This window comes from Bacillus cereus group sp. MYBK220-1 (assembly GCF_051916445.1).
Taxonomy (GTDB): domain Bacteria; phylum Bacillota; class Bacilli; order Bacillales; family Bacillaceae_G; genus Bacillus_A; species Bacillus_A cereus.
The window spans coordinates 179,317-205,858 of the sequence record NZ_JBQAGQ010000006.1 but is presented as its reverse complement, the minus strand read 5'-3'; the positions used below and the strand labels follow the sequence as shown (position 1 = coordinate 205,858).

The window sequence follows — 26,542 nt, the reverse complement described above, 5'->3', positions numbered from 1 at the left end:
AAGAGCATGTTTGAATTTTTTCAAACATGCTTTTTTATCATTTAAGTGTTTTATTTATATACCAACAATTAGACTACACTTTAGCATCCATTATTAAAAAATTATTATCTTTACCTTTTACAAATTTTGAAGTTGAACATTTATATTCTCCTTACTTAATCCCCCATGGTAACAAACTACAGATTCAATATCTAGATTTAAATACTTCTTCAAAGACTGCCGTGCTTCCATAATATTTAAAGTTGTTGGGGCATGAACTCCTCCTAACACTCCATTCACACTATACATCGAGTCTCCAGCGACAAGAATTTTACTTTGTTTCAAATATAAACTAATATGCCCCGGAGTATGCCCTGGAGTATGGAGAATTAGTATTCCACCGCAATACGGAAGTTCTTGCCCGTCAATCACAGTGTCACTCACTTTTCCTTTTGGTCGGTTCTCTATATTTCCGTCCTTCAATAAAGGTAAATCCCCCTCGATATATGGCTTATCTAGTTCGTGCGCATAAACTTTAATATTACTTCGACAGCGCTGCAACAACTCCGGAAGACTACCTATATGATCAATATCCTGATGCGTCAAAATCACGACTTTTAACTTATCAAATGATACCCCAACCTTTTCCATCTCTACTTGTATATCTTCAATTTGTCCTGGGAAACCCGTATCTATTAATACTGCCATTTCATCATTCCATAAAAGAATTGGATGAATAACAAATTCTTGAAATTCAAGTTGTAACATTTCTATCCCTTTAGCAATCTCCATACAGCCATTCTCCTTTATGTTGAAGTTTGAAAATATGTACGAGTAAACTGAAAATATAAAGTGAAACTTTAATCAGTGGGGGTTTTACTACCCGGCAAATAGCGGGATAAAGCACCTCTATCTTATAATATGTTTTGTCATCCCAATAGAGAATGCTTCAAACCCTATAGATTCATAGTAAGATTGCAACTTTTCTACACACATAAGTTGTGGAATAACCTTGTTTTGTTCACAGTGCTGGATTAATCGTTTCACTATTTCTTTTCCGATGCCACTAGACTGATATTTTGGCAATACACCAACTCCACAAATAATGCCTGTTATGACTCCATCTGATATGACACGCCCCATCCCTACCAACCTCTTATCATCAAAAACATAAATTGCATACCAACTTTGCTTACACATTCGTTCTAACTCGTTAACCGTTAATTTAAGAGAATTCCATCCTAAAGATTCGTATAAGGATAATAATCCATTAAAATCTGTAGGATGTTCACTTGTGTAGCGTATACTATTTTCCATGTAAATACTCCCTATTCTCTGGCTTGTTTATATTTCATAAAATTCCTTTTACACAAATCTGATCGATGTAAAAATAACTAGAACAAACTTCAATAAGAAAGATAGAATTCCTTCTCAATATAAAATAAAAAGAAGTTATCTCACTTAAGATAACTTCTTTTTATATAAGACTCTCATTATATTATTAACCAAAAAATATACAACTGCATACGATTAGCACAAACAAAACTAATAAACCATTTGAGAAATAACCCATTGAATACTACCCCTTTATTAAATTATGTAAAAGATTTTATCATAAAATGATTTACAACTTAATAACTGAAAAAGACATTGTATTCATTAGTTATATATGTTTAGTAATATTTTATTTTCGGTTATATTCTCGTTCCCTGAAAGTGCTTATCATACTCTTCTACTTCAGTTCATATAAGTTCAAAATATTAAATAATAAGTAAAAAAGACCTCAACCTTACGAGATCTTTTTTACTTATTTTCCAAATACACTAATTGATTCTTCCTCAATTACAAGTAAACAATTAGCATATTACATGATTTAATATCCCAATAGCCAATTCAACTCTATTAATTCGGTTCGACCTTAATATCCCCCTTTTATTCCAAAAACTCAATAATCGTTTCACATACTTTATCCATCTCCTCGATATCTGGGAAATGTCCACTATTTTCAAATATAACAAGTTTACCATTTTTCAATTGTCTCGTTATTCTATAACTCATTCCTACACCCGTGTTATAGTCATGCGCTCCAACTATGACACACGTATCAATTTCTAAACCTTTAATACGCTCAATAAGCGGTAAAGATGCTTTTGTTCCAAAAATAACTTTGCTCATCTTCCCTGTATTACTTAACTGACTTTCCTCCCAAAGACTCCGATTTAGCTTTGCAAATTCTTCATTTTTAAACAATAGTCGATCTACATTTTCTGTATCAACTATACTCCAAACTTGATTATATTTTTCTTTTAGCGCAATTTTCGACTTACTTATTTTCAATATTTGTTCTTTCATTTCCCCTTTCGTTACTTGTAGAAAACCTTCTATCTGCACAGTATACATATCATTTAAATCATCTAACGATGGTGCTTGTAATACCATTTTTTCAACATTTTTCGAATATTTCAAAGCATACTCTAAACAAAGTTGTCCACCAAAAGAATATCCTAACAAATTTATCTTCTCTACATGTAATTGCTTTCTTAATTCCTCTAAATCTTCGACTAGAGTATTGATTGAGTACTCACTGTCATCTTGTGGTGCCTCACTTCGTCCGCAACCTCTTTGTTCGTAATAAACTACAGTCATATTTCCTTCTAACTTCAAACCAAGCGCTCTTTCGAATACATAATGATTACCACCTGGACCACCATGTACTATAATAAGAGGGACTGTATTATGAGCTGTCCCTGCAACTTTACACCAATGCATAATCCCATTGATTTTCAAATAGTGTATACCATCTTGCAACATTAACTGATTCATTTATCCTCTCTCCTCATCGCTCACTTATTACTATCTAAATGTATAAGTTCTGACCATTTACACTTTTCCCCTTTATATTCTTTAGACACTATCCTCATTTATATGAATAGCTTTCTTATTCAAAAATAGATTTTTAAAAATTCCTACTCCCACAATTAATAAACCTATACCAACTAATTTATTTACTTGTAATGGAACACTCTCCATTCCAAATAATCCGAATGTATCAATGCATAACGCAACGACCAATTGAGTAATAAGACTAATTAGCACCGTATATGCTGGGCCTAAGCTCTTTATTGCACCCATTATACAAATAATTAACCCGATACCAAACAGTCCACTTACATAAAACAAATAATTTGTAGTATACACTTTAATGTTAATACTGTTTTCTGTAATGATATAAAATAGAATAGAACTAATGAGACCTATTCCAAGGACACATGTAGTTGTTAACCACTGTCCTACATTTTCATTTACTTTTGCATTAAAAACAGATTGTACGCTAATTAATATTCCTGCTAATATAGCTAAACTAAATCCAATCAAAATCTTCCTCTCCCTTTCATTGCTCATATATATTATCTTTAGCGACTTCCTTCATTCTAGAAAAATCTTTAATTACAATAACTCCATTACTCTTTTCAATTAGTTTTTCATTATAAAATCTTTGTAATACCCGAATTACGTGCCTATAACTTACCCCTATAAAATCTGTAATACTCGTTACTGAAGTTGCATCCAAATCCCCTTTATACATATTCCCGTTACTATCTGTTGAAATTGAAAGCAAATAACTAGCTACACGTACTTCTACAGGATAAAGTAAATTAAGAGCAGTAAAACGAGTCGATATTTTTAACGTGTTGGCAATGTTTTCAAGCAAGAACTTCATAAATATAGGATCATGTAATAACTTGTTTCTAATAACCGTATTAGAAATAGAGATTGCTACAACATCTGAACAAGCCTCAACGACATTATGTGCTTTGCTATTTTGAATTAATTCAATATCACCAACAATGGCCAATGGATTGATAAAGCGAAGGATTAGTTTCTTCCCTTCAGGTGTAATCGTGTAAACTTTTACTTTACCTTTAACAACAAAATATAAACGATCCATTTCGTCATCTATATTGCAAATAAGCTCGCCTTTTTCAAAGTGATTTAATTGAAAATAAGCTGTATCTATTTCTGAAAAAATCTCGAGCGTTTTATTGGTTCTCAAATAATGCGTAATTAAACCTGATTTATCCTCCATATTCATTTCTCCTTTCATTTACATATTAAATACAACAATACCTATAATCATTACTATTGTTCCCACAATATGATATCTCTCCATCTGTATCTTTTTTATATGAAACAGTCCTTTCATTTCAATAACTGTTGCCGCTAACAATTGAGCAACCATTAGTGTGCCAGCTGTCAATGTAACTCCTAGTGAATATATCGCCATCGTTTCTGCACAAATAATGAATCCGCCAAATGCACCCGCTGCTAAATATACTTTTTTCACACTCTTTAAATCTGTTACTTTCTCTTCTTTCTTTAACAAAAATACAGTTGTTGCAATAAGGAATCCAATTAAATGGATTATAATACTTGTCGACCATATACCGATATGTGAACTAAGTTTCGCATTAAAGGTTCCTTGAAGTGTTATAAATATCCCCGCAAAAACAGCAAATATAATACCTTTCAAAAAATCATCTCCTCATCTTTTATTTCTGACTTAATTAAAAACCATTATCCTATAATCGCAAAAGGACAAATGTCACATCACTATGAAAATAACTTGGAATGAACAAAAAACACACCTCAAAAATGCGAGGTGTGTTCATTTTAATTATTTATATATAAAGTTTTATAAATTTAAATTACGCTACATTAAAAGATTTCTTTTTCATAACAAACTTTGCAAATAAGAAACGTACAAGCGGTCCCATAATAATTAATTGTAATGGATATGCCATTATGAAATTTTTAATAAAAATCGAAAAATAAATTGAAACAAATGAATCTCCTTGTAGTCCACCATGTAAATGCATCATAGCCATACCAAAAAATGACATAAAGAACACCATTCCAATTACCATAGTTGTCGCCATTGCAACGATAATATTTATTTTCTTAGATTTATCAAATGGCAACATGAATACAATTTTTTTCGCACAAGGTCCAACTATACACATTTCAATTAATAGCGCAATAATAAAGCCAATTAATAGTTCTAATGCAATCTCTTTAATATAAATTGATCCTCCTGTTTCATTCATTAGTAAATTGTAAAACGTCATTACGATAACCATTCCAAGGCACATCATCATGCCAAATTGGAGGTTTTCCTTTCTTGTTGTTGGCAAATTTCATCATCCTCTCTCTTTGAGTCTTTGTCATTATATCGACATTGGAACCCCCTTCGTAAGTGAACATTTTGTGAACAAATTTAAAACGTTTTCATGTATTTTCTTTACTTTCAACTCAAATTCTCACTTTTACTTATAAAGGTTTTATATATTTCAATGTTGAATTACTAAATTTAACATTGCATTACATTATTACTAGGAGGATAACCATGAATGAAGCAGAATTTTACGCATATCACATCGTAACAAGGAAAAAAATGCATATCGGACAAATGATTCCTTTTAACAAAAATCAACACAATACTCTATATCACTTCTTTTTTGAAAGAGAACAATTAAATGCTAATGGTGAAGATGGCATACAAATTTTAAATAATCACTATAAAAATGACGAATTACATATAAATAATGAAAATGCTAAAGTAGTTATGAGTTATATGGATCAAACAATTAGAGCAGTTAGAGAAACAATTGTAGAAATGGTTAGACTACAAGAATTCCCTGAATACCCTTCCAGATTATCTTGTTTATACGATGCTAAAAGCTATGAGGATGCTTTGAAATGGAGAGCGCTATTTGATTCTTACAATCGAGAAGTTTTGCAGATTGTTAAACTACGAGTAATCGGAAGTTCTTTTGAAGGTGACGGGAATCTTTTACCGAAAGAAGATGGTATTCCTTTTTCTCAAAAAATCGAACAAGCTAGAGAGTATTGGAAAGGAAATATTAGAAATGAGCTTCCTGAGCTACTGATTAATGGAGAAATTGAAGTGGTGGAAATTATTGATGACTTCTCCTCAATTCATATTTAATTTCTAACTAAATCATATAGGATGGAGATTACAATGAAGAAAAAAGTGTACTTCAATCATGATGGCGGCGTAGATGATTTAATTTCATTATTTTTATTACTTCAAATGGAAAACGTTGAACTTACCGGTGTATCTGTTATCCCAGCAGACTGCTATTTAGAACCCGCAATGTCTGCCAGTCGTAAAATTATCGATCGTTTCGGCAAAGGTAATATTGCCGTAGCCGCTTCAAACTCTCGCGGGCAAAACCCGTTTCCGAAAGACTGGCGGATGCATGCATTTTATGTAGATGCTTTACCAATTTTAAATGAGTCTGGAAAAGTTGTAACACCCGTGGTGGCAAAGCCTGCACATCACCATTTAATAGAAACACTTCTACAAACGGAAGGAAAAACAACTTTATTATTTACCGGGCCCCTAACTGACCTTGCTCGTGCATTATATGAAACTCCGATCATCGAAGATAAAATTGAACGTCTCGTTTGGATGGGTGGTACATTTCTTACAGCAGGCAATGTACATGAACCAGAGCATGATGGAACAGCTGAGTGGAATTCGTTTTGGGACCCTGAAGCAGTGGCTCGTGTATGGGATGCAAAAATTAAAATCGACTTAGTGACACTAGAAAGTACAAACCAAGTTCCGTTAACTATAAACATACGTGAACAATGGGCAAAAGAACGAAAGTATATTGGTATGGATTTCCTTGGTCAATGCTATGCAATGGTTCCCCCTCTCGTTCACTTCTCAACGAACTCTACCTACTATTTATGGGATGTACTAACTACCGCGCTTGTCGGAAACACTAACCTTGCAAAAACTGAAACAATTAATAGTATTGTTCATACATACGGACCAAGCCAAGGACGTACAGAGGAAACTGCTGATGGACGACCTGTAAATGTCGTTTACGATGTAAAACACGATGTTTTCTTTGAATATATTACTAAATTAGCTAAAAAAGCTGCTACTTGAAACCTCAATAACACGAAAAAAATTTATTAAGAATGATATACTTTAATTAATATAACATGAGGTGATAAGATGGATTATGAGTTACTAAAAGAACGAATAGAAATTATAACTTCTAGAATTAAATACATAGGTGGTGAAGTTCAAGAAGTTTGTATAGATGAACCATCTTCCCTTGAACAAATAATCCAAGTAGAAGAAAAACTGGATATTAAACTACCAAATAGCTTCAAAAAAGTACTTTTAGAGTTCTCAGGAAATTTTAGCTTACGCTGGTTTTTACCTGACGATGTAGAGCTACCAAATGAATTTACTGATATTTTTTTGCGGAACACCCCACTGGAGTTTAGAAAGTCTTTCTAAATTCGAAAAAGAACGTAAAGACTTGGTTGACGAGTTTTTTTCAAATTTAGATGATGAATATGATGTAGTTTGGCACAACAAATTAGCATTTTGTGAAGTGGGAAATGGAGATTATTTAGCATTTGATATGAAAGATGATATAGATGCTCCAATAATTTACCTAAGCCACGACGATGGAGAAGGACATGGGTATAAGATTGCGAATAATTTCATTGAATTCATTGAGAATTGGTCAAGAGTAGCTTTTGTAGGATGCGAAGATTGGCAGTGGTTACCTTTCACTACCAGTTTTGAAAGTGGTATAAATCCAGATGATGAACCAGCCAAAAAATTTAGAAATTGCTTGGGACTTAATATTTAAAAGAGTATTGAATTAAATTTCAATACTCTTTTTGTGCAATTTAATTATATTTGATTAATGTAGTGTCTTACAGATTATTCATTTCATAACCATTGACAAAATACGTTATTGTTTCTAACTCATCTTCATTTAATTCTCTATCTAGTTCTTGTTTGTACGCTGCCTTTATCTTCTCTTCATCGCCCTTATGAGCTTCTGTATAAGTTCCTACTGCTTTTAACATGCGAATCTCTTGTAAAAACTCCTCTCGATTTATCGCTTCCCCATGAGAAAGAATATATGTCTCAGCATCAAATTTTTCTAATTCATCTATTAATGCAAACGTTCTTTTCGTCGTATAGTTCCACTTCGAGGAAAAAATATCTGCATATATACAGTCCCCTAAAAACAATATCTTTTCTTCTTTTATGTACATAACAACTGAATCATGTGCATGATCTCCGCCCACATGTTTTAACACGCATGTCACCTCACCAAGATCTAATTCCATTTGATCCTGGAACGTTAAGGCCGCAGGAATAATGTTAATATTTCTCGCTTTTTCTTCAAACTCTTTCTTGATGCAATCCGCACAAAATTCAATTTCAGTACCCTCTTTTACGCGTGCATCCAACGCTTCATCTGTCCATTCATAAGATACTATTGTCTGCATTTCTTTTTTCGTTTCAGCGTGCGAAATAGTTAATGCATTCCGTAATACAAATAATCCAAAAACATGATCCCAATGCCAATGCGTTAGTGCTACAAAATCAGGATTTGATACATTTTGTTCTTTTAACATTTCTAAAAATAATTGTGCATGTTCTTCTGAATTCCCTGCATCGATCATTAACGTTTTTTCTTTTCCAACAACCATTCCTAATATAGGTCTATCAGTTTCAGAAACAGGTGTCATATACCAAAATGAGTTTCCTATTTTTTTAATTTGTTGCATAACCAATTCCCCTTTTCATTTCCTCACTTAAGTTTAATATATAGATTATAACGAATCACTACTTTTTTCTCTATACTCAAACACAATTACTTGGACTAATCTAACTTTTCTTTTCGTAAGCTAAAAATAAGGGAATAGAATCGGAGTGTGATACTATGGAACGTTTATGGATCCCAATGATTGTAACATTTTTTTCGTTCGGTGGATTGCTATTAGGCGGTGCTGTTGGAGTAGCAACACGCCAACTCATTGAAGAAAAGATGCATCGTTTATACGCATTATGTGGCGGTATTTTGTTTGGGTTATTGTCACTTGAAATTATTCCTGAAACATTTTCAAGCTATGAAATGATTGGACCTATACTTGGTATAGCTATCGGTATTTTAGTTATGGGCTTATTAGATAACTATTGTCACCATCCAATGATACATAAAAAAGATCAACAAGCATGGCAAACCTTTCTTTTTCTCTCTTTCGCTATATTTATTCATAATATACCGAGTGGATTTGCGTTAGGTACAGCTTTTATAAATCATAATGACTCTGCCATTCCCTTTTTAATAGCAATCGTCGTTCACCATATTCCAGAAGGATTAGCTTTAATTATTCCATTTCTTTTTACAAAACATAAATATATTTCCTTTTTATTAACAACTTTATTACTTTCTCTTATTCTCGGTACTGGCACAGTTTTTGGCATTTTGATGGAAGGAAAAGCTCTTCACCTGCAAGGCCTCATTATGGGAAGTGCTATTGGTTCACTTGGATATGTCACAATTCATGAAATGCTTTGGAAAGCTAAGAAACAGCTCTCTTTCCTTACATTTCTAATGTGGGCAACTAGTGGTTTTTTACTAATAACAGTGTTCACTTTATTCGCTGGTCATCATTAAAGTTGCTAAAGTGAAACTTTTGTTCCTCCCACACTGATTCTTGGATTACAAATAACCAGATAAATTTTCTTATTTGTATATTTTTCCTATTTTTCCAAAACATAATGTTATCTACCTATTATAAGGAGGAACAATTATGTTTGGGAAAACAGCCGGTGAAGCATTAGTTGATTTATTAATTGACTGGGGAGTAGAACACATATACGGCATGCCTGGAGATTCCATTAATTCTATCATTGAAGCTTTAAGAAAAAAACAAGATAAAATTAAATTCATTCAAGTTCGCCATGAAGAAGCTGGTGCATTAGCAGCGGCTGCCTATGCGAAATTAACAGGAAAACTTGGCGTTTGTATGGCAATTGCAGGACCTGGTGCTATTCATTTATTAAATGGTTTATATGATGCGAAACTCGATAAAGCCCCTGTTCTAGCAATTTCAGGTCAAGTAGAAACCGATTTACTTGGAACGGACTTTTTCCAAGAAGTAAATTTAGAAAGAATGTTTGATGATGTTGCGGTTTATAACCAGCGTATTATGTCAGCAGAGCAACTACCTGCCGTAGTGAATCAAGCAATTCGAATGGCTTATACGAAAAAAGGTGTATCCGTTCTTACAATTCCAGATGATGTCCCTAAATTCGAAGTAAAAAATGGTGCCCGTGTTACAAATACTTCTTTTACTTTGCCTGAGTTGTTTCCACAAAAAAACGATTTAGATGCAGCGAAACTCGCAATAAATGAAGCGAAAAGGCCTGTGATTTTAGCTGGAAAAGGAACAAAACATGCGAGAGAATCTTTACTTGCATTGGCAGAACATATTGGTGCTCCAATCGTACTTACATTACCAGCTAAAGGAATTATTCCTGATGAACACCCTCTTTGTATTGGTGGATTAGGATTAATTGGAACGAAACCTTCTTATGAAGCAATGAAGCATGCAGATACTTTAATTATGGTCGGTACTTCTTATCCGTTCACCGGCTTCTTACCTGAAAAAGCAAAAACAATTCATATCGATACAGATCCTGCCCAAATCGGGAAACGTTATGCGACAGATATTGGTTTAGCTGGTGATGCTGATAAAACATTACGATGGTTAATTGAAAATGTTGAAGAACACACAGACCATTCCTTCTTAGAACATCACCAAGAAATGATGAAAAAGTGGGAAGAAAAATTACACGATCAAGAAGAAGACTCTTCCATTCCAATTAAACCACAACGCGTTATGCATGCTCTGCAGCAAGTAGCACAGGATGACGCAATTCTATCAGTCGATGTCGGAAATGTAACAGTATGGACCGCAAGACACTTCCGTATGACAAACCAGCAATTTGTCATTTCTAGCTGGCTCGCAACACTTGGTTGCGGTTTACCTGGTGCTCTTGCTGGAAAAATTGCATTCCCGGATAAACAAGTATTTGCAGTTTGTGGTGATGGCGGATTTGGAATGACGATGAATGACTTCGTAACAGCTGTAAAATATAAATTGCCAATCGTTGTCGTCGTATTAAACAATAATAAAATTGCGATGATTAAATTCGAGCAAGAAGTTATGGGTAATATCGAATTCGAAACAGATTTAACGAACCCTGATTTTGCAAAATATGCAGAGGCGTGTGGAGGTATTGGATACCGTGTTGAGAATTTAGATGAACTCCTTCCCGCTTTCGAAAATGCAGTAAAACAAAATAAACCGTGTATTATTGATGTAGTTGTAGATGCTAACGAAGCACCAATGCCAGCAAAAATCACATTTGGTCAAGCCGCTGGTTATACGAAGCATATGATAAAAGAATTATTTGAAGAAGGTAAGATTGATTTACCTCCACTTTAAACGAAAAAAGATAGCTGAAAACAATTTGTCTTCAGCTATCTTTTTTATTTTTGTATCTCTCTATAAAAAGAAAAGTCATTCATAGTTGGTTGTACTTGTTTCTCTACTTGTAATTCTTTACTTTCCCTCTCTAGCTTTCTCACATTTCCTAACTTAATCGCATCTTGCATGCTATTACTAATTAGATTTCCAGCTAAAATTGTCATACTATAAAAAGCAATCGGTATAAGTACAATCCATGTATGAGTAGTTAAATGACGGAAGTTTTGACCAATTAGGCCGGTCCATTCTTTTGTTACACTATCTGCCTCTGTACCAAAGATAATTGTTCCACCAAAAAATAACTCTAACAAGCCAAGATGCAAGAGAAGTAATAAAGTACTCACAAATTGTTGAGCAACAAGTAAAAAAAATGATGGTAATACGTGTGGCCATACGTGATTTTTCACTCTATGCCATTTACTGCCCCCAAGCACAGTTGCTGCCATCATAAATTCTTCTCTTTTTATCCGACGGACTTCCTGCGCTGTATATAACATAATTGTTGGTACCGCTAAACACGTAAGGATAACCATTTGAAATATTACCCTTAAATGAAACGGCTCTGGTACTGTCCCATTTTCAAACACTAAAACTTCCTTTAACACAAAAAAAGAAATCATAACCATAGGTACAATGCTGAACGGATCAAAAAAAGATGCTATAACTGGAAAAGAACGTTTGCTATACATACCAAGAAGCAAACCAATACCTCCTCCAACTATAACTCGTAGAATCGCTATAATTACGCTCGCACCAACTGTCCATTTCGCTCCTTCTATTATTAGCTGGAAAAGATCGCGTCCTTTCTCATCACTACCGAACCAAAATTTATTCGACGGTGAAAATGGAGCAGCCTCTAGTTCTCCTTTTTCGTTATACATCATCGTAAGTTCACGGATATTCCCATCGAAAAATAAAGTATTTCCAATACTAACAATCATAAGTACGCTTAAAAAAGTAACACCAAACCAAAATCTCACATCTCTTTTTACAACTTGCCACATGCTAAACACGCTCCTTTATTACATTTTGTAAAAACGTATGTAATAAACGAAATAGTATAAAAAGCGGTACGTATAATATAATTAAACTTACTGTAAATATTTCTAATTTCGAATTTTCTTTTACAAAAACAAACATACCGTACGTATTAAATATCCATTCAATAATATATAAATTTGATAACATAAATAAAATATTTGTTTTTGCATAATAGATTGTTGTTAACAAAACATTTCTTGAAATATGATTTGTTAAAATATGTCGTAAACTAAGCCCTTTACTTTTAGCAAATATACTATAATCTTTCTCTAATTCTTCTCTGAAACGTAATAGTAGTAGCTTAATAAATAATAGTGTTGTAGGCAAAGTTAGACATATTATTGGCAATAGGCGAGCCCTTTCCTCCCCAATCCCCGCTAGTTTTACTGGCATAAAGCCTGTCTTTTGAAAGATTATTACGACTAGAAGTTGCGATAATAAAATTATTAAAATATCTGGGATGCTTTCAAGTACAACAAAAATCCCATTCCACATTCGTTGCTTTGATTGAGACCGTTGTAATACCCACACAACGAGAACATACGCAATAAGTAATGACAGTAAAAATGCCGAAATAAATACAAACATTGTCTCTAAATAATGAATCCATATTTGCGGAAATAATTTCCTCGAATCTCGAAATCCATATGTAATTTCCCAAGGTTGGAGTAACTTTCCTCCAATAAACACAATCGTGTTCCAAAAACCAATTAAATCAATTTGTAATCCCTTAAATAATCGAGGGAGCGCACCTAAACAGATTATACATAGAATTGCAGCGAATAATTGTAAACAAGTAATCCCACACCACTTAGCAGTTCGCATCAACATAACTATTACCCCTTTAAAAAAGAATATTCAGAAAAAACAAACATCTTCAACCATACCTTGAATTCGCTTTTTCCCACTTAGTAAAATAGCTTGGAATAAACACGTAACAAAAAATAATCAACCAAACACGATAAATCCCAAAAGTAATTTTTTTAAAGTTTCATTTTGGTATATATACCTAATCCCTTCTTTAAACTCTGTTATTAACATCTTCAAATTAACTTCTTTCCATTTTGTTCTACCATTTGGTAAACGAACTTTTTCTGGAATGGAGATCGTTTGAATCAAAATACCACTCGTAATAAAAGTAAGTGTATTTACTAAAATGCTCCCATAAATTCCAAAAGTCCAGTACACCATCGTTGCAATTCCTACACCAAACAAAGCATACAAACTATTTACCATTTGATTAATACCCGCTGCTGCACCGTATTGCTCTGATTCAACTACTCCCTGTATCATCGATTGTTCTGATGGAGAGAAAAATTGTATACATGCATTTTCCAAAAATAAAAATATAAAGACAAGTATAATCATCCCGTAATAAAGCGAAATTAGGATTCCAATATTACAGAGCGAACAACATATGTTACTTACTGTACATATACGTTGTCTATCAAAACGATTCACTACTGTCCCTACTAATAGAAAAAAGATTAATGCAGGTAATGCAATCATAATTTGTGTCATCGTTGCGTAAACTGGTTGTTTTCCGTATTGATCTAGCAAATAAAACATTAAAGAAATTCCAGCAATCATAGAACCGAGTCGCTCTAAAATATTTGCTAGAAAAAAACGTGCATACACTTTGTTGCGAAATAACTGTAGCATTTCTTTCATACTTCGTATCCTTTCTCTCGACAAAATAGTACTGTTTTAGTCATTTATTGGAAGTTACATTATATTTTTCGACCATTATCCAATCTTTTCCTTCTTAATAAAAAACATAAAAAAAGAGCCCTTATTCTCAACACAAGGACTCTTTTCATAAACTATTTAGCTACCTCTTCTTTCGGCATTACCATACCTTTATAAAGTTGAACAGTTATCCAGTAATAAATGAAATAAATGACTAAGAAAATTCCTATTGGCACCCACACTTTTACAAACGGGTCAACTAATATAAAGCTGAATAAGTTAAGCCCTACTAAAACGTGAGAAATGCCAATGATCGCTGGGAAGATAAATAAATATGAAATTTCTTTATATATACTTTTCGTTAACATGCTACGTCTTACACCGATTTTTCGTAACATTTCATAACGGCGTACATCACGAGAAGCACCTGTTAATATTTTGAACATAAGGGAACTCGCCATCATTGCTAAAAAGGCAATTCCGAGGAAAAATCCCATAAACATTGTTCCGCTCATGAAGCTGTTCATAAACTGATAAATTGTCATTTTCGTAAATAAGTCTACCTTTTCACCTGTTACTTTTTCAATTTGTGCTTTTTGTCTCTTGTCTATTTCGATCAATAACAGTTTATATTTTTTCATATCATCTACTTTTGCTAATGTTACAGTGTGTTCTGTTCCTTGAATTCCTTTATAATGCTCTTCGTCTGCAATTCTTACTGGTTTTCCGTTAAATTGATTATGCGTAATTTGTATCTCTCTTACAACTGCGTCTTCCCAATCCTTTGGCATACGAGGGAATTTTACTAATTCAGGAGCCTCTAAAGCTGAATATATAGGTTCTGTTAAAGGTTCAGTCACACGTTTACGAACAGGTTCTTTTAACGTTTTTGTATCAAAATGGTCTGAAACAAGTGGTGGTTTCGCAGTTAAGTCGTTACGTAAATAATAAACCGCTTCTCCATCTACTTTATATTTGTACTTGCTTTCTTCAACAATTTCCATTTCTTTCAAGGCAGCTTTGTCTTGATCATTCGGATCATGAATTACAACATCATATACACGAGAAAAGTCTGTCATAATACCTACATTTTTTTGGAAAGCCATACCTGCCGTCATCGCACCTGCCCCTAATGCAATTAACATCGCTACAGTACCTAATACTCTCGATAAACTATTTACTCGAAAGCGTAGCTGTGCATATGTAAAACTATTTAGACCAGTTTCATTTCGTTTTTTATTCCCCTTAATTTTCATCACAAAAAATGGGAGTAATGAACTAAAGATAAAATATGTTCCAAGTGTTGTAACGATGGTTGCTATAATAAAACCTAATTCAGCATATATTTTTACATTGATCATAAAATAGTACCCTATACTTACTAGTAATACACCAAGTACTGTCATTATAATAATGCGAGTTTTACTTTTCTTCACTTCATCTAGTGTTTCATCTTCACGAATTAACTCTAGTTCAGTTTTACGTAACAATCGGACACTGTTCATTAAGCCAGTAATGAAAAATAGTATTAAGAAGAAAATAGCTGTAACTAAAATTGCTGGTGTGTATACAGATGCATAACTACCTTTTGCTGAAATTTCCATTCCATTCATTAAAAAGTTTCCTGCTACACTTGCAAGTAACATCCCTACTAAAATACCGATAATAATACTGACAATCCCCATACCGAATGTTTCAATAAATAATAACTGTGCTACTTTTTTCTTTTTTGCACCAAGCATCATGTACATACCGAGTTCTTTTCTTCTTAATGTGAGTAAGAAAGAGTTGGCATATATAATATAAAATACAGTAATGAAAGATAATAGTATTGCACCTACCCAGAATACGAGTCTAATACTACTAATAAGACTATTATCCTTCGTAAATTCACTATTCATCGCCATCGTTTGGAACATGTAAAAAATACTAATGCTAATAACGAGACCAATAAGTAAAACCATATAATCTTTTAACATCTTTTTCATACTATGACGTGATAATTTAAATAACATAGTTTCGCCCCCTACTTAGACTCAGCAGCTGAGCCCATATGAGCGAGCACACCTAAAATGTCTTGATAGAAATTCTCTCTAGTGCCTTGACGATTTAATTCTTTATAAAGAAGACCATCTTGAATAAATAAAATACGCTCACAATAACTTGCACTAAATGCATCGTGTGTAACCATCAAAATACTTACATTGTGATTTTCATGTAAATCTTGCATCGCTTCTAATAAACTTTTTGCGTTTTTACTATCAAGCGCACCTGTCGGTTCATCTGCTAATACAATTGCTGGATTATGTACTAAAGCTCTGGCCGCCGCTGTTCTTTGCTTTTGTCCTCCAGAAACAGCCGTCGGATATTTTGTTAAAATTTCGGTGATGCCTAATTTCTTCGCAACGTCATTTACCTTTCCAGTAATCTCACTTGACGGTACGCCTTGCAAAGAAAGTGGTAAAGCTATATTTTCATAAATTGATAAGTTTTCTAGAAGATTAAAATCTTGAAAAATGAAACCTAATTTTTGAGAGCGAAAATCAGATAACGCATTGCCCTTCATAGAAGTAATATTTGTACCAGCTATCGTCACACTACCACCTGTCGCTTGGTCAAGTGTACTTATCACATTAAGTAAAGTCGTTTTTCCAGACCCAGAAGGTCCCATGATCCCGACAAATTCTCCTTCTTTAATACTTAACGATACACCCCTTAATGCTTTTGACTGATTCTCATTTCTTTTCCCATACGTTTTTTCTACACTTTCTACAGTAACTACATTTGTTGACATCTCTTTCACTCCATCCCTTTTGTATAAAATTAATTTCTCACATATTTCTTATTATTTTGTCATGTGAATCCTTAAGAATTTTTTAATTATTCATTTAAGAAGAGTTACACCTGTAACATGAACCTTTTTCCTACTTCATATTCTCATTTTTCTACAACTCGTTCCCTCGATTTCGCTTACATTTACCTTACATTTTTGTAAGATAAAAAAGAAAACACACTAATTTCTAATAGTGTGTTTTCTTTACAATCAATATTTTCTATTCTTTATTTCTTCTTCAATACTTGCCACAAATACATCTAGCGCAATAACTTCTGACTTCTCTTCCCCATATTTACGTACATTTACAGCTCCGTTTTCCATTTCCTTATCCCCAATAACAAGAACATACGGTACTTTTTGCATTTGTGCTTCTCTTATTTTATATCCTAATTTTTCATCTCGTGCATCTTGTTCAACACGAACTCCAGCTTGTGCTAATTTATGTGCAATCTCATTGGCATATTGTTCATGTACTGCATTTGAAACTGGAATTACTTTCACTTGAACTGGTGCCACCCATGCCGGGAACGCACCTCCAAAGTGCTCAATTAATATTGCTAAGAAGCGATCTAATGACCCTAAAACTGCCCTGTGAATAACAACTGGTCTTTTCTTTTCATTATTTTCATCTATATAATTTAAATCAAATTTCTCTGGCATTTGGAAATCAAGCTGGATTGTTCCGCACTGGTGACTTCTATTTAAAGCATCTTTAATATGAAAATCAATTTTCGGCCCGTAAAATGCGCCATCACCTTCATTTAGTCTATATTTATAATTTAGCGATTGTAATACATTTTCTAATGCCGCTTCTGCTTGCTCCCATAATTTATCATCACCCATTGAATCTTCTGGACGAGTAGAAAGCTCTACTTCATACTCGAATCCAAAAGTTTTATATACGTAATCAATTTGCGCCATTACGGATTTGATTTCATCTTCAATTTGTTTTGGAGTTACAAATAAATGTGCATCATCTTGGCAGAAAGTACGTACTCTTAATAATCCGTTTAACGCACCACTAAATTCATGACGATGTACTTGACCAAATTCACACATACGAATCGGTAATTCACGATAAGAATGCAATTTATTTTTAAACATAAGCATGTGTCCTGGACAGTTCATCGGTTTTAATGCAAAACTTTTATTATCTACTTCAGAGAAATACATATTATCTTTATAATGTCCCCAGTGCCCTGATCTCTCCCATACTTCTTGGTTCATCATGAACGGAGTGCGTACTTCTTGATAATTGTACTCTTTTTGAATTTCTCTTAAAAATGCTTCCAATTCGTTACGAATCATTTGTCCTTTCGGTAAATAAAACGGCATTCCCGGAGCCTCTTCAGAAAACATAAATAACTCAAGCTCACTGCCTAACTTACGATGATTTCTTTTTGCTGCTTCTTCAACGAAATGTAAATACTCTTCTAATTCTTTTTGAGAAGAGAATGCAACACCATATATGCGCTGAAGCACTTGGTTATTACTATCACCTCGCCAATATGCACCGGAAACGTGAGTTAATTGAAATGCTTTCAAATAACCTGTAGATGGTAAATGTGGTCCTCTACATAAATCTACAAATTTACCTTGTTTATATAGTGTTACACTTTCCCCACTAGGAATTGCTTCTAAAAGTTCTAATTTCAAGCGGTCGTTCATTTCTTGAAACAGTTTAGCTGCTTCTTCTCGAGAAACCTCAACTCGTTCTATCTTTATATTTTCATTTATGATCTTTTTCATTTCTTTTTCGATTCTCCGTAAATCTTCTATGTTTACACTTCTTGGAAGATCCATATCATAATAAAATCCATTTTCAATAACAGGTCCTACTCCAAGATTTATATCACCATACAATCTTTTTACAGCTTGCGCTAAAATATGTGCCGCGGAGTGTCTTGCAATTTCTACCCCTTCATTTGAATCTATAGTAATGATTTCCACTTCCGCATTTTCTTCAATATTTCGGCGTAAATCATATAATCCATCATTTACTTTCCCCGCGACTGCTTTCTTTTTCAAACTACTGCTAATGGATCCAGCAATTTCTTCTAAAGTAATTCCATTTACAAATTCTTTAACGCTACCATCTGGAAATTTAATTTCAATCATTTGTTCTTTCATTTTTCATCTCTCCATTTCATAATAAAAAGCACACTCATCCCTAAAATAGGGACGAGCGTGCTTTTACCCGTGGTTCCACCCAGATTCCCATTGTAAATATACAATGGCTTCGTTTACGGTAACGTCGTTTACACGGCACTAGATACTTCATTTCCCTAGTGCAGCTCTAAGGTGGTAAGTTATTTTTCTGCGTTAGGAAGTTCTCAGCTTTCCTTCCTTCTCTGTATAACCGGGGAAAATAACTCGTGTCCTTTTCTTCGCTTATTATGAAATTGAATGCAAAAAAGCATATTCATCCCTAAATATAGGGACGAATATGCTTATATCCGTGGTTCCACCCAGATTCCCATCACAAAAAACATAATGGCTTCTTTTGCGATAACGTCGCATACACGGCACTAGATACTTCATTTCCCTAGTGCAGCTCTAAGGTGGTAAGTTATTTTTCTGCGTTAGGAAGTTCTCAGCTTTCCTTCCTTCTCTGTATAACCGGGGAAAATAACTCGTGTCCTTTTCTTTGCTTTTTGTAAAACATCCATTTATTGTTATTTAATATATCTTATTCATTTTATTTTTGCAAGTGTTTAAAAAAATTATTTATTTAATTTAAAAAAGTGAAACCAATTTTTTTGGTTTCACTTCACAATTTTACCAATCTTGTGGTTCGTAATTTAAGTCTGCAAATAGACGTCTTTTCTCTTTCTTCGTTAAATCTCTCCACTGCCCAACTGGTAAATTATTCAATTCGATATTCATAATTCTCGTACGTTTTAACGTGTATACTTGATAACCTAAAGCTTCACACATACGGCGAATTTGACGATTTAGCCCTTGTGTTAAAATAATTTGGAACTCATATTTTGATAACTGTGTAACCTCACAAGGAAGCGTTTTTGTTCCTAAAATTTTAACACCCGCTGCCATTTTCTCTAAGAAATCAGGTGTAATTGGCTTATCTACTGAAACGATATATTCTTTCTCATGTTTGTTTTCAGCACGTAAAATTTCATTAACAATATCACCATCATTCGTTAACAAAATTAAACCGTCTGAGTCTTTATCAAGACGTCCAATGTGACTAATTCGTAAAGGATGGTTCACTAAATCGATAATATTACCTTTTACTGATTTTTCACTCGTACATGTAATACCTACTGGTTTATTTAAAGCGATATATACGTGATCTCGAGCAATTCGAAGCTGCTCTCCATTTACTCGTACATCATCACCTGGGTTCACTTGGTCACCAATTTTTGCAACCTTACCGTTAATAATTACTCTTCTCTCATTAATTAGTTTATCCGCTCCACGTCGAGACGCTTTTCCAGCTTCACTAATAAATTTATTGATACGCAAATTAGGCACATCCTTTTCTAAAAAAAATTTCAAGCTCACACTGCTTCTACCGTACAATACAAAAGGGTAAGCCTCCTATTATAACTTAAATATATTAACATGAAAGGGTATATAACGTCTTCTATTAATTACTTGTTTATAAGAAAATATCTTTATTATACATTCATTTATGCACTTTTTCAGCGTTTAATATACAAGCCATTCTTCCTTACATACAGCTTGTTTTCCTTTTATCTCTTCATGAATATTAGCTAATTTATATAAACCTGGGAAAATCTCTTCCACATAATGTTGATGCGTCTTTTCATCTTTCCAATACGTTAACACTATGTAACGATTTTCATTTTTTAAAGACTTCCCAACTACTCCACCTAACATTCCTTTTGCTTTTTCCATTCCTTTATTCCAAATTGTTTCTTGCTTCTGTAAAAAATGATTTTCCTTTTCCACCTTTACATCACATATAACAATTCTTACGAATGATCCTTCTGTAACAACGTCTTTCAAATGCGTATCAGTTATATCATACAACGTTTGAAATAATTCAATTTCACATGAAAGAAACGTATCCTCTTGATTACTATTTAAATAAATTGTATCGTGAGCACCATTCATAAATGATTGATATGTACTTCTATCTTCCCATAAAGTAAATACACATGCCTCATCTTCATACCATCCACCAAATTGTCCATGAAACCCATCTAGGTGCCGTATATCACGCCATTTTCCTTGCGCATTTGAAAACAATTCCTTTTTCTCTTCTTCCACCTTACAGTAGATTGTTTTTAGTAGCATTTTTAATTCCCCCTTATGATCCAATCCATTTCCCACTCGCCATACTTTCTATTTTTCCATATACACAAACATTAATTTTTTGTTATCAACTCCATTACTTAATCAAAATTTGATGCCCTCCGTAAATATTGTAAGTTGATTACGAGAATACTTACCGTGTAAAAATACATCTAAAATATAAAAATTAAAATCTCTTACTTTGTTTTCTTATCCCAGTTATAGTTTACATAATATAATTATGTATTACTATTTATATCATTCAATAAAATATACTATTTTATTCTATACGCATACTATTTTAAATTCAAACAATTCAGAATTAAAATCCAAAAAAGATAGAAAGTAAACAATCCTACATTATCATCTACTCCCTATCTCTCTTATCATCAATTATTTTTCAAATAAATAATACGTAATTTCTCCTGGATAATGTAATACAGTTACCTTCCGCTCCTCTTTTTTTAAACTAACAGTATGCCCGTTTTCCCCTAAGTTCTCCCATCCATTTGCCTTTGTAATAGGCATTACACTTATATATTGATAGTCCTCTTCATTATCATCGTTAATATGGATTGCTGACATTGGCACTGGAAAATCTTTAATTTTAGATTCTTTGTCTACATATATGAGTGCAAATAAACCAACTAATAACATAGCCATTGAAATACTTAAAACCAGTTTTCTTCTATTCATTTTCACTAAAAACCCTCTTTTCTCGCATATAACTTTCATCATTTTACTAAATTTAATTATTCACGTATAGAAAAGACATAATTTAAATTATTTCTAACCTATTTTCTCTACTTTAAACAACATTATTGTTATATATTATAATTATAAGTTTTTAAATTTTGGAGGCGTTACATATTGCAGAAATTACTTTTTACTAAATGGACAGTTGTTATTTCTATTTTCATCATTTTTGGTACAATTTTCTACGTTACTAATGTTAATAATAACAGCGAAAAAGCAACTGTAGAAACAGCGGAGACAAAAACTTTCAAAACGAAATTACAACCTAAAATTAATGAATTGACTACTCATTATAATGACATCATCGAAAAAGATTGGTTACCTGCCTGGGAAGAGATTAACACGAATGGAGATTCAGTAGATCGAAATAAACTATTAGTTACAATGAGTGCTGTTTCCAAACAGTACGAAACAATTATGAACGAAATAGACACGCTTAAAATTGAAGAAAACATAACAGATATAGATATACAAAAACAACTACTTCAATTCACAACTCAGTTTAAATCCGCATCAAATTTCATGAAAAATGCAGCAAATTTAATTATAGACGGAGCAAATAACTCTACTCCAACCAATGAAACTATTGAAAAAACAAAACAAGCTTTAGGACTTGCGGATCAACATATTGTCATCGCTTTATCTACTTTAAATGAAGTTGAAGATAAATTAGGACTTACAAAAAAATAAAACTATTTACTATTTTAAAATAAAAAATGATTGCAATTCACAATTTGTATGTCTATAATGTTTTTATTGATTTACAATCAATGTGTTTATAAATTTTATAATTCGGATGAACCATTCAGGAGAAGGTCTATTGATCTACCGACGGGGCAAAAAGTTGTTATACCAACTTTGAAACTCTCAGGTCTTGGTTACAAGTAGAACTGCATGGGGACGAATCTCTGGAGAGACTCCCTCTCGCTTTCATAGAGCGCGGAGGAAAACGAGCACCGAAGGAGCAAATCCGCTACTTTAGCGGATAATCTCTCAGGTAAAAGGACAGAGACAAGCGAAAGAAAAAGCCGATTGTATCGGTTTATTTTTCTATCCCTTGTTTCTCCAGAGACCATTTCATTTACTTGAAGTGGTTTTTATTTTTTCTAAAAAAGGAGAATAAAGATGGAGACAGTAAGTAAAGTATTAGAACAACTGAATCAATACGTGTGGGGATTACCAACTTTGTTGCTACTCGTTGGAACAGGTATCATTCTCACAGTGCGTTTAAAAGGTTTACAGTTTAGTAAACTATTATACGCTCACAAACTAGCATTTAAAAAATCAGAAGATGCCTCTTCTTCTGGAGATATTAGTCACTTCCAAGCACTTATGACAGCTATGGCCGCAACGATTGGTATGGGAAATATAGCCGGTGTTGCAACAGCTGTTACAATTGGTGGTCCTGGTGCAATATTTTGGATGTGGATTACCGCTTTATTCGGTATGGCAACAAAGTATGCAGAGGCAATACTTGCAGTGAAATACCGTGTTAGTAATGAAAATGGTGAATATTCAGGTGGACCAATGTATTATTTAGAGCGTGGTTTAGGTAAGAAATGGCTTGCTATATTATTCGCTATATTTGGTACAACTGCTTCTTTCGGTATTGGTAATATGGTGCAATCTAATTCAGTTGCAGAGGCAATGCGAATTAATTTCTCTTTCCCTCCTGCTTTAACTGGTATAGTAATGTCATTTTTAATCGCAATTGTTATTTTAGGCGGTGTAAAAAAAATCGGGAAAGTGACGGGATATGTCGTTCCTATTAAAGCTTTCTTTTATATAATTGCTGGTCTTATCATTATTTTCTATCACTACGACCAAATTCCAGAAGCATTTTCACTTATTTTTTCTGGTGCATTTAATGGTACAGCAGCTGCTGGTGGTTTTATCGGGGCAACAGTTGCATCAGCTATCCAAATCGGAATGGCGCGTGGTGTATTTGCGAACGAAGCTGGTTTAGGGAGTGCACCAATTGCTGCTGCGGCTGCAAAAACTGATTCGCCTGCAAAGCAAGCTTTAGTTTCAATGACTGGTACTTTTCTAGATACGTTTATTGTATGTACAATTACAGGACTAGTATTAATCACTACAGGCGCTTGGAAATCTGGTAAAACTGGCGTTGAAGCTACAACACTTGCATTCCAATCTGTATTTGGTACTGCTGGTAGTATGATTCTCGGTATCGCAATTATTTTATTTGCCTACTCTACTATTTTAGGTTGGTCGTATTATGGAGAAAAATGTGTAGCTTATTTATTCGGAGAAAGTGCAGTTAAATATTATAAAGCAATCTTTATTGTCATGATTGCAATTGGTGCTAATTTAAAGCTAGGAATCGTATGGACATTTGCTGATATTGCAAATGGACTTATGGCAATTCCAAACTTGATTGGTCTAATTGGATTAAGTAGTATTGTTGTTGCTGAAACGAATCGTTTTTTACAAGCAGAGAAATTGAAAGAAAATAATAAAAAACAGGCAAGTTAATCTATGAAAAAAGGAATGACTCATACATGATGAGCATTCCTTTTTTCATCCCCTCTTTTACTCAATTACTATCATTAAAAATATATTTATATCAATATTTACTCCTTTTTATTCCTCCAAAAGTTTTTCACATAAATGTCATAAATCGTATGGTCTAACTATATAGTTGAAAAGGAATGCGACATTAAAGTGTCGCTGAAAAACTCATCCAAGAAAAGGGAGGAAAAATCTTTTGAAAAACAAAATCATTGTTTTCCTATCTGTTTTATCATTTATTATTGGTGGTTTCTTCTTTAACACGAATACTTCAAGTGCTGAAACATCATCTACTGATTACGTTCCTAACCAATTAATCGTTAAGTTCAAACAAAATGCATCTTTAAGTAATGTGCAATCTTTTCATAAATCTGTCGGAGCTAATGTCTTATCTAAAGATGATAAGTTAGGTTTTGAAGTCGTACAATTTTCAAAAGGTACTGTAAAAGAAAAAATAAAGAGTTATAAAAATAATCCAGATGTGGAATATGCAGAACCGAATTATTACGTTCACGCCTTTTGGACTCCAAACGACCCATATTTTAATAATCAATATGGATTACAAAAGATTCAAGCTCCACAAGCTTGGGATAGCCAACGAAGTGATCCTGGTGTAAAAGTAGCTATTATTGATACAGGAGTTCAAGGCTCACACCCTGATTTGGCTTCGAAAGTAATTTACGGGCATGACTATGTTGATAACGACAATACATCTGATGATGGTAATGGTCATGGTACACATTGTGCTGGAATTACTGGAGCACTTACGAATAACAGCGTCGGAATTGCTGGTGTTGCCCCACAAACTTCAATTTATGCTGTCCGCGTATTAGATAATCAAGGAAGTGGTACTCTTGATGCTGTAGCGCAAGGTATTCGAGAAGCTGCTGATTCGGGTGCAAAAGTAATTAGTTTAAGTTTAGGAGCTCCAAATGGTGGTACTGCATTACAACAAGCCGTTCAATATGCATGGAATAAAGGCTCTGTTATAGTTGCAGCTGCTGGAAATGCTGGAAATACAAAAGCTAATTACCCTGCTTATTACAGCGAAGTAATTGCAGTTGCTTCTACAGATCAATCAGATAGAAAATCTTCATTCTCTACTTATGGTAGCTGGGTAGATGTTGCAGCACCAGGTTCAAATATATATTCAACATATAAAGGAAGTACGTATCAATCATTAAGTGGTACATCTATGGCAACACCTCATGTTGCAGGAGTCGCAGCTCTTTTAGCAAATCAAGGATATAGCAATACACAAATCCGCCAAATTATTGAGTCTACTACTGATAAAATTAGTGGTACAGGTACGTACTGGAAAAACGGTAGAGTCAATGCATATAAGGCTGTACAATACGCTAAGCAATTACAAGAAAATAAAGCTTCTTAATAAATAAAGTAAAATTTTAATCAGTCGATCTACCATTAATGCCGGATAAAATAGAAGGAGAGACTTCTACAATTAAAGCCTCTCCTTTTTACAAACTATATTACTCTCCCTGCTTTTTAACCATATGTAAATACAGTACAAAATCCATCATTGTCGACGAATGACCAAGTTGACGGATCATCGCTGTTATATTTCCTCTATGATATGTACCATGATTTACGACATGTTGCACTAATTCTAAAATCGAAGTTTCTAATTTCCCTACATATGGATTCTCAATAACAAATACAGCATTCACATCTTGTATTGTAATTAAAAAATCTTTATATTGATTTGCCATGTTTTCAAACATTTTTTCTAATTCATGTAACGATTTAGTTTCAATTTGTTTTCGTAAATCTTCTCGGTCTTGTATTGCTTCATTCATACTTTTACCATGCAATATATGTAACCACACTTGATCTGTAATATAAATATGCACAAAAGTATCCTTAATGGATGGGAATACACTCTGTATCTGCTCATTAAAAATCGTCTCATAGTTTGGTAACCCTTTTAATCGATTGAATAATCTAGTATTAGCCCAAGCATGATAATTACACTGTTTTAATATATAATCTTTCAATTTATAT

At 33.5% G+C, this 26,542-nt stretch carries 24 protein-coding genes, 2 pseudogenes, 1 riboswitch and 2 other annotated features; of the genes and pseudogenes, 8 read left to right on the top strand and 18 right to left on the bottom strand.

The window, feature by feature from the left end; all coding sequences use genetic code 11:
* Positions 1 to 117 precede the first annotated feature (117 nt).
* From ACTFRU_RS22740 to ACTFRU_RS22710, 7 genes are all read right to left on the bottom strand, one after another.
* A complete protein-coding gene (locus tag ACTFRU_RS22740; protein ID WP_025709635.1) occupies positions 118 to 771 on the bottom strand; it encodes an MBL fold metallo-hydrolase in 654 nt (217 codons plus the stop codon).
* Positions 772 to 888: 117 nt separating this feature from the next.
* Positions 889 to 1,296, bottom strand: coding sequence for a GNAT family N-acetyltransferase (locus ACTFRU_RS22735; protein ID WP_000431735.1), 408 nt, complete (start codon positions 1,294 to 1,296; stop codon positions 889 to 891).
* Positions 1,297 to 1,911: 615 nt separating this feature from the next.
* Positions 1,912 to 2,802, bottom strand: a complete 891-nt coding sequence (locus ACTFRU_RS22730) for an alpha/beta fold hydrolase (RefSeq protein WP_044307223.1) — start codon at positions 2,800 to 2,802, stop codon at positions 1,912 to 1,914.
* Positions 2,803 to 2,883: 81 nt separating this feature from the next.
* Entirely contained in the window at positions 2,884 to 3,354 is a 471-nt protein-coding gene (locus tag ACTFRU_RS22725; protein ID WP_000579025.1) for a DMT family transporter, read from the bottom strand.
* Between the two features lie 16 nt (positions 3,355 to 3,370).
* Positions 3,371 to 4,066, bottom strand: coding sequence for a Crp/Fnr family transcriptional regulator (locus ACTFRU_RS22720; RefSeq protein WP_375366580.1), 696 nt, complete (start codon positions 4,064 to 4,066; stop codon positions 3,371 to 3,373).
* Between the two features lie 18 nt (positions 4,067 to 4,084).
* Positions 4,085 to 4,510, bottom strand: coding sequence for a DMT family transporter (locus ACTFRU_RS22715; protein WP_375366581.1), 426 nt, complete (start codon positions 4,508 to 4,510; stop codon positions 4,085 to 4,087).
* Positions 4,511 to 4,685: 175 nt separating this feature from the next.
* Entirely contained in the window at positions 4,686 to 5,171 is a 486-nt protein-coding gene (locus ACTFRU_RS22710; protein ID WP_006918614.1) for a hypothetical protein, read from the bottom strand.
* 212 nt (positions 5,172 to 5,383) lie between these two features.
* On the opposite strand from ACTFRU_RS22710, the gene ACTFRU_RS22705 reads away from it, so the two are divergent.
* The 3 genes and pseudogenes from ACTFRU_RS22705 to ACTFRU_RS22695 all read left to right on the top strand — a co-directional run bounded on the left by ACTFRU_RS22705 (position 5,384) and on the right by ACTFRU_RS22695 (position 7,682).
* On the top strand, positions 5,384 to 5,986 hold the full coding sequence (locus ACTFRU_RS22705; protein ID WP_440037879.1) for a DUF2441 domain-containing protein: 603 nt from the start codon (positions 5,384 to 5,386) through the stop codon (positions 5,984 to 5,986).
* Between the two features lie 21 nt (positions 5,987 to 6,007).
* Positions 6,008 to 6,961: a nucleoside hydrolase gene (locus ACTFRU_RS22700; protein WP_085964407.1), complete on the top strand. Its 954-nt coding sequence runs from the start codon at positions 6,008 to 6,010 to the stop codon at positions 6,959 to 6,961.
* Positions 6,962 to 7,030: 69 nt separating this feature from the next.
* A pseudogene (locus ACTFRU_RS22695) lies at positions 7,031 to 7,682 on the top strand (SMI1/KNR4 family protein).
* Positions 7,683 to 7,749: 67 nt separating this feature from the next.
* On the opposite strand, the gene ACTFRU_RS22690 reads toward ACTFRU_RS22695, so the two are convergent.
* A complete protein-coding gene (locus tag ACTFRU_RS22690) occupies positions 7,750 to 8,616 on the bottom strand; it encodes an MBL fold metallo-hydrolase (protein ID WP_440022418.1) in 867 nt (288 codons plus the stop codon).
* 155 nt (positions 8,617 to 8,771) lie between these two features.
* Between ACTFRU_RS22690 and ACTFRU_RS22685 the strand changes: the two genes are divergently transcribed.
* Both ACTFRU_RS22685 and ACTFRU_RS22680 read left to right on the top strand, forming a co-directional pair.
* A complete protein-coding gene (locus tag ACTFRU_RS22685; RefSeq protein WP_000440615.1) occupies positions 8,772 to 9,509 on the top strand; it encodes a ZIP family metal transporter in 738 nt (245 codons plus the stop codon).
* Between the two features lie 136 nt (positions 9,510 to 9,645).
* Positions 9,646 to 11,346 (top strand): pyruvate oxidase, encoded by a 1,701-nt coding sequence (locus tag ACTFRU_RS22680; RefSeq protein WP_016122466.1) that lies wholly within the window; start codon positions 9,646 to 9,648, stop codon positions 11,344 to 11,346.
* A gap of 44 nt (positions 11,347 to 11,390) precedes the next feature.
* Here ACTFRU_RS22680 and ACTFRU_RS22675 read toward each other — a convergent pair whose 3' ends face one another.
* From ACTFRU_RS22675 to ACTFRU_RS22635, 9 genes and pseudogenes are all read right to left on the bottom strand, one after another.
* Complete coding sequence (locus tag ACTFRU_RS22675) at positions 11,391 to 12,392, bottom strand: ABC transporter permease subunit (protein ID WP_000267878.1); 1,002 nt, start codon at positions 12,390 to 12,392, stop codon at positions 11,391 to 11,393.
* 1 nt (position 12,393) lies between these two features.
* Positions 12,394 to 13,260 (bottom strand): ABC transporter permease subunit, encoded by an 867-nt coding sequence (locus ACTFRU_RS22670; protein WP_000929104.1) that lies wholly within the window; start codon positions 13,258 to 13,260, stop codon positions 12,394 to 12,396.
* A 120-nt stretch (positions 13,261 to 13,380) separates the two neighbouring features.
* Positions 13,381 to 14,109, bottom strand: a pseudogene (locus ACTFRU_RS22665) (MFS transporter); the annotation flags it as partial.
* Positions 14,110 to 14,252: 143 nt separating this feature from the next.
* Positions 14,253 to 16,133: an FtsX-like permease family protein gene (locus ACTFRU_RS22660; RefSeq protein ID WP_006918597.1), complete on the bottom strand. Its 1,881-nt coding sequence runs from the start codon at positions 16,131 to 16,133 to the stop codon at positions 14,253 to 14,255.
* Between the two features lie 11 nt (positions 16,134 to 16,144).
* The gene (locus ACTFRU_RS22655) at positions 16,145 to 16,912 is read right to left on the bottom strand and encodes an ABC transporter ATP-binding protein (RefSeq protein ID WP_000106426.1); all 768 of its coding nucleotides are present in this window, start codon (positions 16,910 to 16,912) and stop codon (positions 16,145 to 16,147) included.
* 249 nt (positions 16,913 to 17,161) lie between these two features.
* Entirely contained in the window at positions 17,162 to 19,084 is a 1,923-nt protein-coding gene (gene thrS / locus ACTFRU_RS22650) for a threonine--tRNA ligase (protein ID WP_440037878.1), read from the bottom strand.
* A gap of 44 nt (positions 19,085 to 19,128) precedes the next feature.
* Positions 19,129 to 19,351 (bottom strand) — a binding site (T-box leader).
* A 36-nt stretch (positions 19,352 to 19,387) separates the two neighbouring features.
* Positions 19,388 to 19,611: a binding site (T-box leader), on the bottom strand.
* 121 nt (positions 19,612 to 19,732) lie between these two features.
* Positions 19,733 to 20,440 (bottom strand): 23S rRNA pseudouridine(2604) synthase RluF, encoded by a 708-nt coding sequence (rluF, locus tag ACTFRU_RS22645; RefSeq protein ID WP_001222171.1) that lies wholly within the window; start codon positions 20,438 to 20,440, stop codon positions 19,733 to 19,735.
* Positions 20,441 to 20,626: 186 nt separating this feature from the next.
* Positions 20,627 to 21,238, bottom strand: coding sequence for a DUF4937 domain-containing protein (locus tag ACTFRU_RS22640; RefSeq protein ID WP_440037877.1), 612 nt, complete (start codon positions 21,236 to 21,238; stop codon positions 20,627 to 20,629).
* Positions 21,239 to 21,628: 390 nt separating this feature from the next.
* Positions 21,629 to 21,973, bottom strand: coding sequence for a hypothetical protein (locus ACTFRU_RS22635; RefSeq protein WP_330939507.1), 345 nt, complete (start codon positions 21,971 to 21,973; stop codon positions 21,629 to 21,631).
* A gap of 132 nt (positions 21,974 to 22,105) precedes the next feature.
* Between ACTFRU_RS22635 and ACTFRU_RS22630 the strand changes: the two genes are divergently transcribed.
* From ACTFRU_RS22630 to ACTFRU_RS22620, 3 genes are all read left to right on the top strand, one after another.
* Complete coding sequence (locus tag ACTFRU_RS22630) at positions 22,106 to 22,681, top strand: hypothetical protein (RefSeq protein WP_001170892.1); 576 nt, start codon at positions 22,106 to 22,108, stop codon at positions 22,679 to 22,681.
* Positions 22,682 to 22,889: 208 nt separating this feature from the next.
* A riboswitch (glycine riboswitch) is annotated at positions 22,890 to 23,010 on the top strand.
* A 106-nt stretch (positions 23,011 to 23,116) separates the two neighbouring features.
* Positions 23,117 to 24,484, top strand: a complete 1,368-nt coding sequence (locus ACTFRU_RS22625; RefSeq protein WP_000451035.1) for an alanine/glycine:cation symporter family protein — start codon at positions 23,117 to 23,119, stop codon at positions 24,482 to 24,484.
* Between the two features lie 232 nt (positions 24,485 to 24,716).
* The gene (locus ACTFRU_RS22620; protein WP_000790937.1) at positions 24,717 to 25,910 is read left to right on the top strand and encodes a S8 family peptidase; all 1,194 of its coding nucleotides are present in this window, start codon (positions 24,717 to 24,719) and stop codon (positions 25,908 to 25,910) included.
* 100 nt (positions 25,911 to 26,010) lie between these two features.
* On the opposite strand, the gene ACTFRU_RS22615 is transcribed toward ACTFRU_RS22620, so the two are convergent.
* Positions 26,011 to 26,535 carry a DinB family protein gene (locus ACTFRU_RS22615; RefSeq protein ID WP_440037876.1) on the bottom strand — a complete coding sequence of 175 codons (525 nt, stop codon included), beginning with the start codon at positions 26,533 to 26,535 and terminating at the stop codon, positions 26,011 to 26,013.
* Positions 26,536 to 26,542: the final 7 nt, after the last annotated feature.

Bases quoted from the DNA above. Each gene is read 5' to 3' on its own strand.
- ACTFRU_RS22700 (WP_085964407.1), top strand. From the start codon at position 6,008: ATGGAGATTACAATGAAGAAAAAAGTGTACTTCAATCATGATGGCGGC.
- ACTFRU_RS22670 (WP_000929104.1), bottom strand. From the start codon at position 13,260: ATGTTGATGCGAACTGCTAAGTGGTGTGGGATTACTTGTTTACAATTA.
- ACTFRU_RS22655 (WP_000106426.1), bottom strand. From the start codon at position 16,912: ATGTCAACAAATGTAGTTACTGTAGAAAGTGTAGAAAAAACGTATGGG.
- ACTFRU_RS22675 (WP_000267878.1), bottom strand. From the start codon at position 12,392: ATGTGGCAAGTTGTAAAAAGAGATGTGAGATTTTGGTTTGGTGTTACT.
- ACTFRU_RS22625 (WP_000451035.1), top strand. From the start codon at position 23,117: ATGGAGACAGTAAGTAAAGTATTAGAACAACTGAATCAATACGTGTGG.
- ACTFRU_RS22735 (WP_000431735.1), bottom strand. From the start codon at position 1,296: ATGGAAAATAGTATACGCTACACAAGTGAACATCCTACAGATTTTAAT.
- ACTFRU_RS22640 (WP_440037877.1), bottom strand. From the start codon at position 21,238: ATGCTACTAAAAACAATCTACTGTAAGGTGGAAGAAGAGAAAAAGGAA.
- ACTFRU_RS22690 (WP_440022418.1), bottom strand. From the start codon at position 8,616: ATGCAACAAATTAAAAAAATAGGAAACTCATTTTGGTATATGACACCT.
- ACTFRU_RS22635 (WP_330939507.1), bottom strand. From the start codon at position 21,973: ATGATGAAAGTTATATGCGAGAAAAGAGGGTTTTTAGTGAAAATGAAT.
- ACTFRU_RS22680 (WP_016122466.1), top strand. From the start codon at position 9,646: ATGTTTGGGAAAACAGCCGGTGAAGCATTAGTTGATTTATTAATTGAC.
- ACTFRU_RS22685 (WP_000440615.1), top strand. From the start codon at position 8,772: ATGGAACGTTTATGGATCCCAATGATTGTAACATTTTTTTCGTTCGGT.
- ACTFRU_RS22705 (WP_440037879.1), top strand. From the start codon at position 5,384: ATGAATGAAGCAGAATTTTACGCATATCACATCGTAACAAGGAAAAAA.
- ACTFRU_RS22660 (WP_006918597.1), bottom strand. From the start codon at position 16,133: ATGTTATTTAAATTATCACGTCATAGTATGAAAAAGATGTTAAAAGAT.
- thrS (WP_440037878.1), bottom strand. From the start codon at position 19,084: ATGAAAGAACAAATGATTGAAATTAAATTTCCAGATGGTAGCGTTAAA.
- ACTFRU_RS22740 (WP_025709635.1), bottom strand. From the start codon at position 771: ATGGAGATTGCTAAAGGGATAGAAATGTTACAACTTGAATTTCAAGAA.
- ACTFRU_RS22720 (WP_375366580.1), bottom strand. From the start codon at position 4,066: ATGGAGGATAAATCAGGTTTAATTACGCATTATTTGAGAACCAATAAA.
- ACTFRU_RS22730 (WP_044307223.1), bottom strand. From the start codon at position 2,802: ATGAATCAGTTAATGTTGCAAGATGGTATACACTATTTGAAAATCAAT.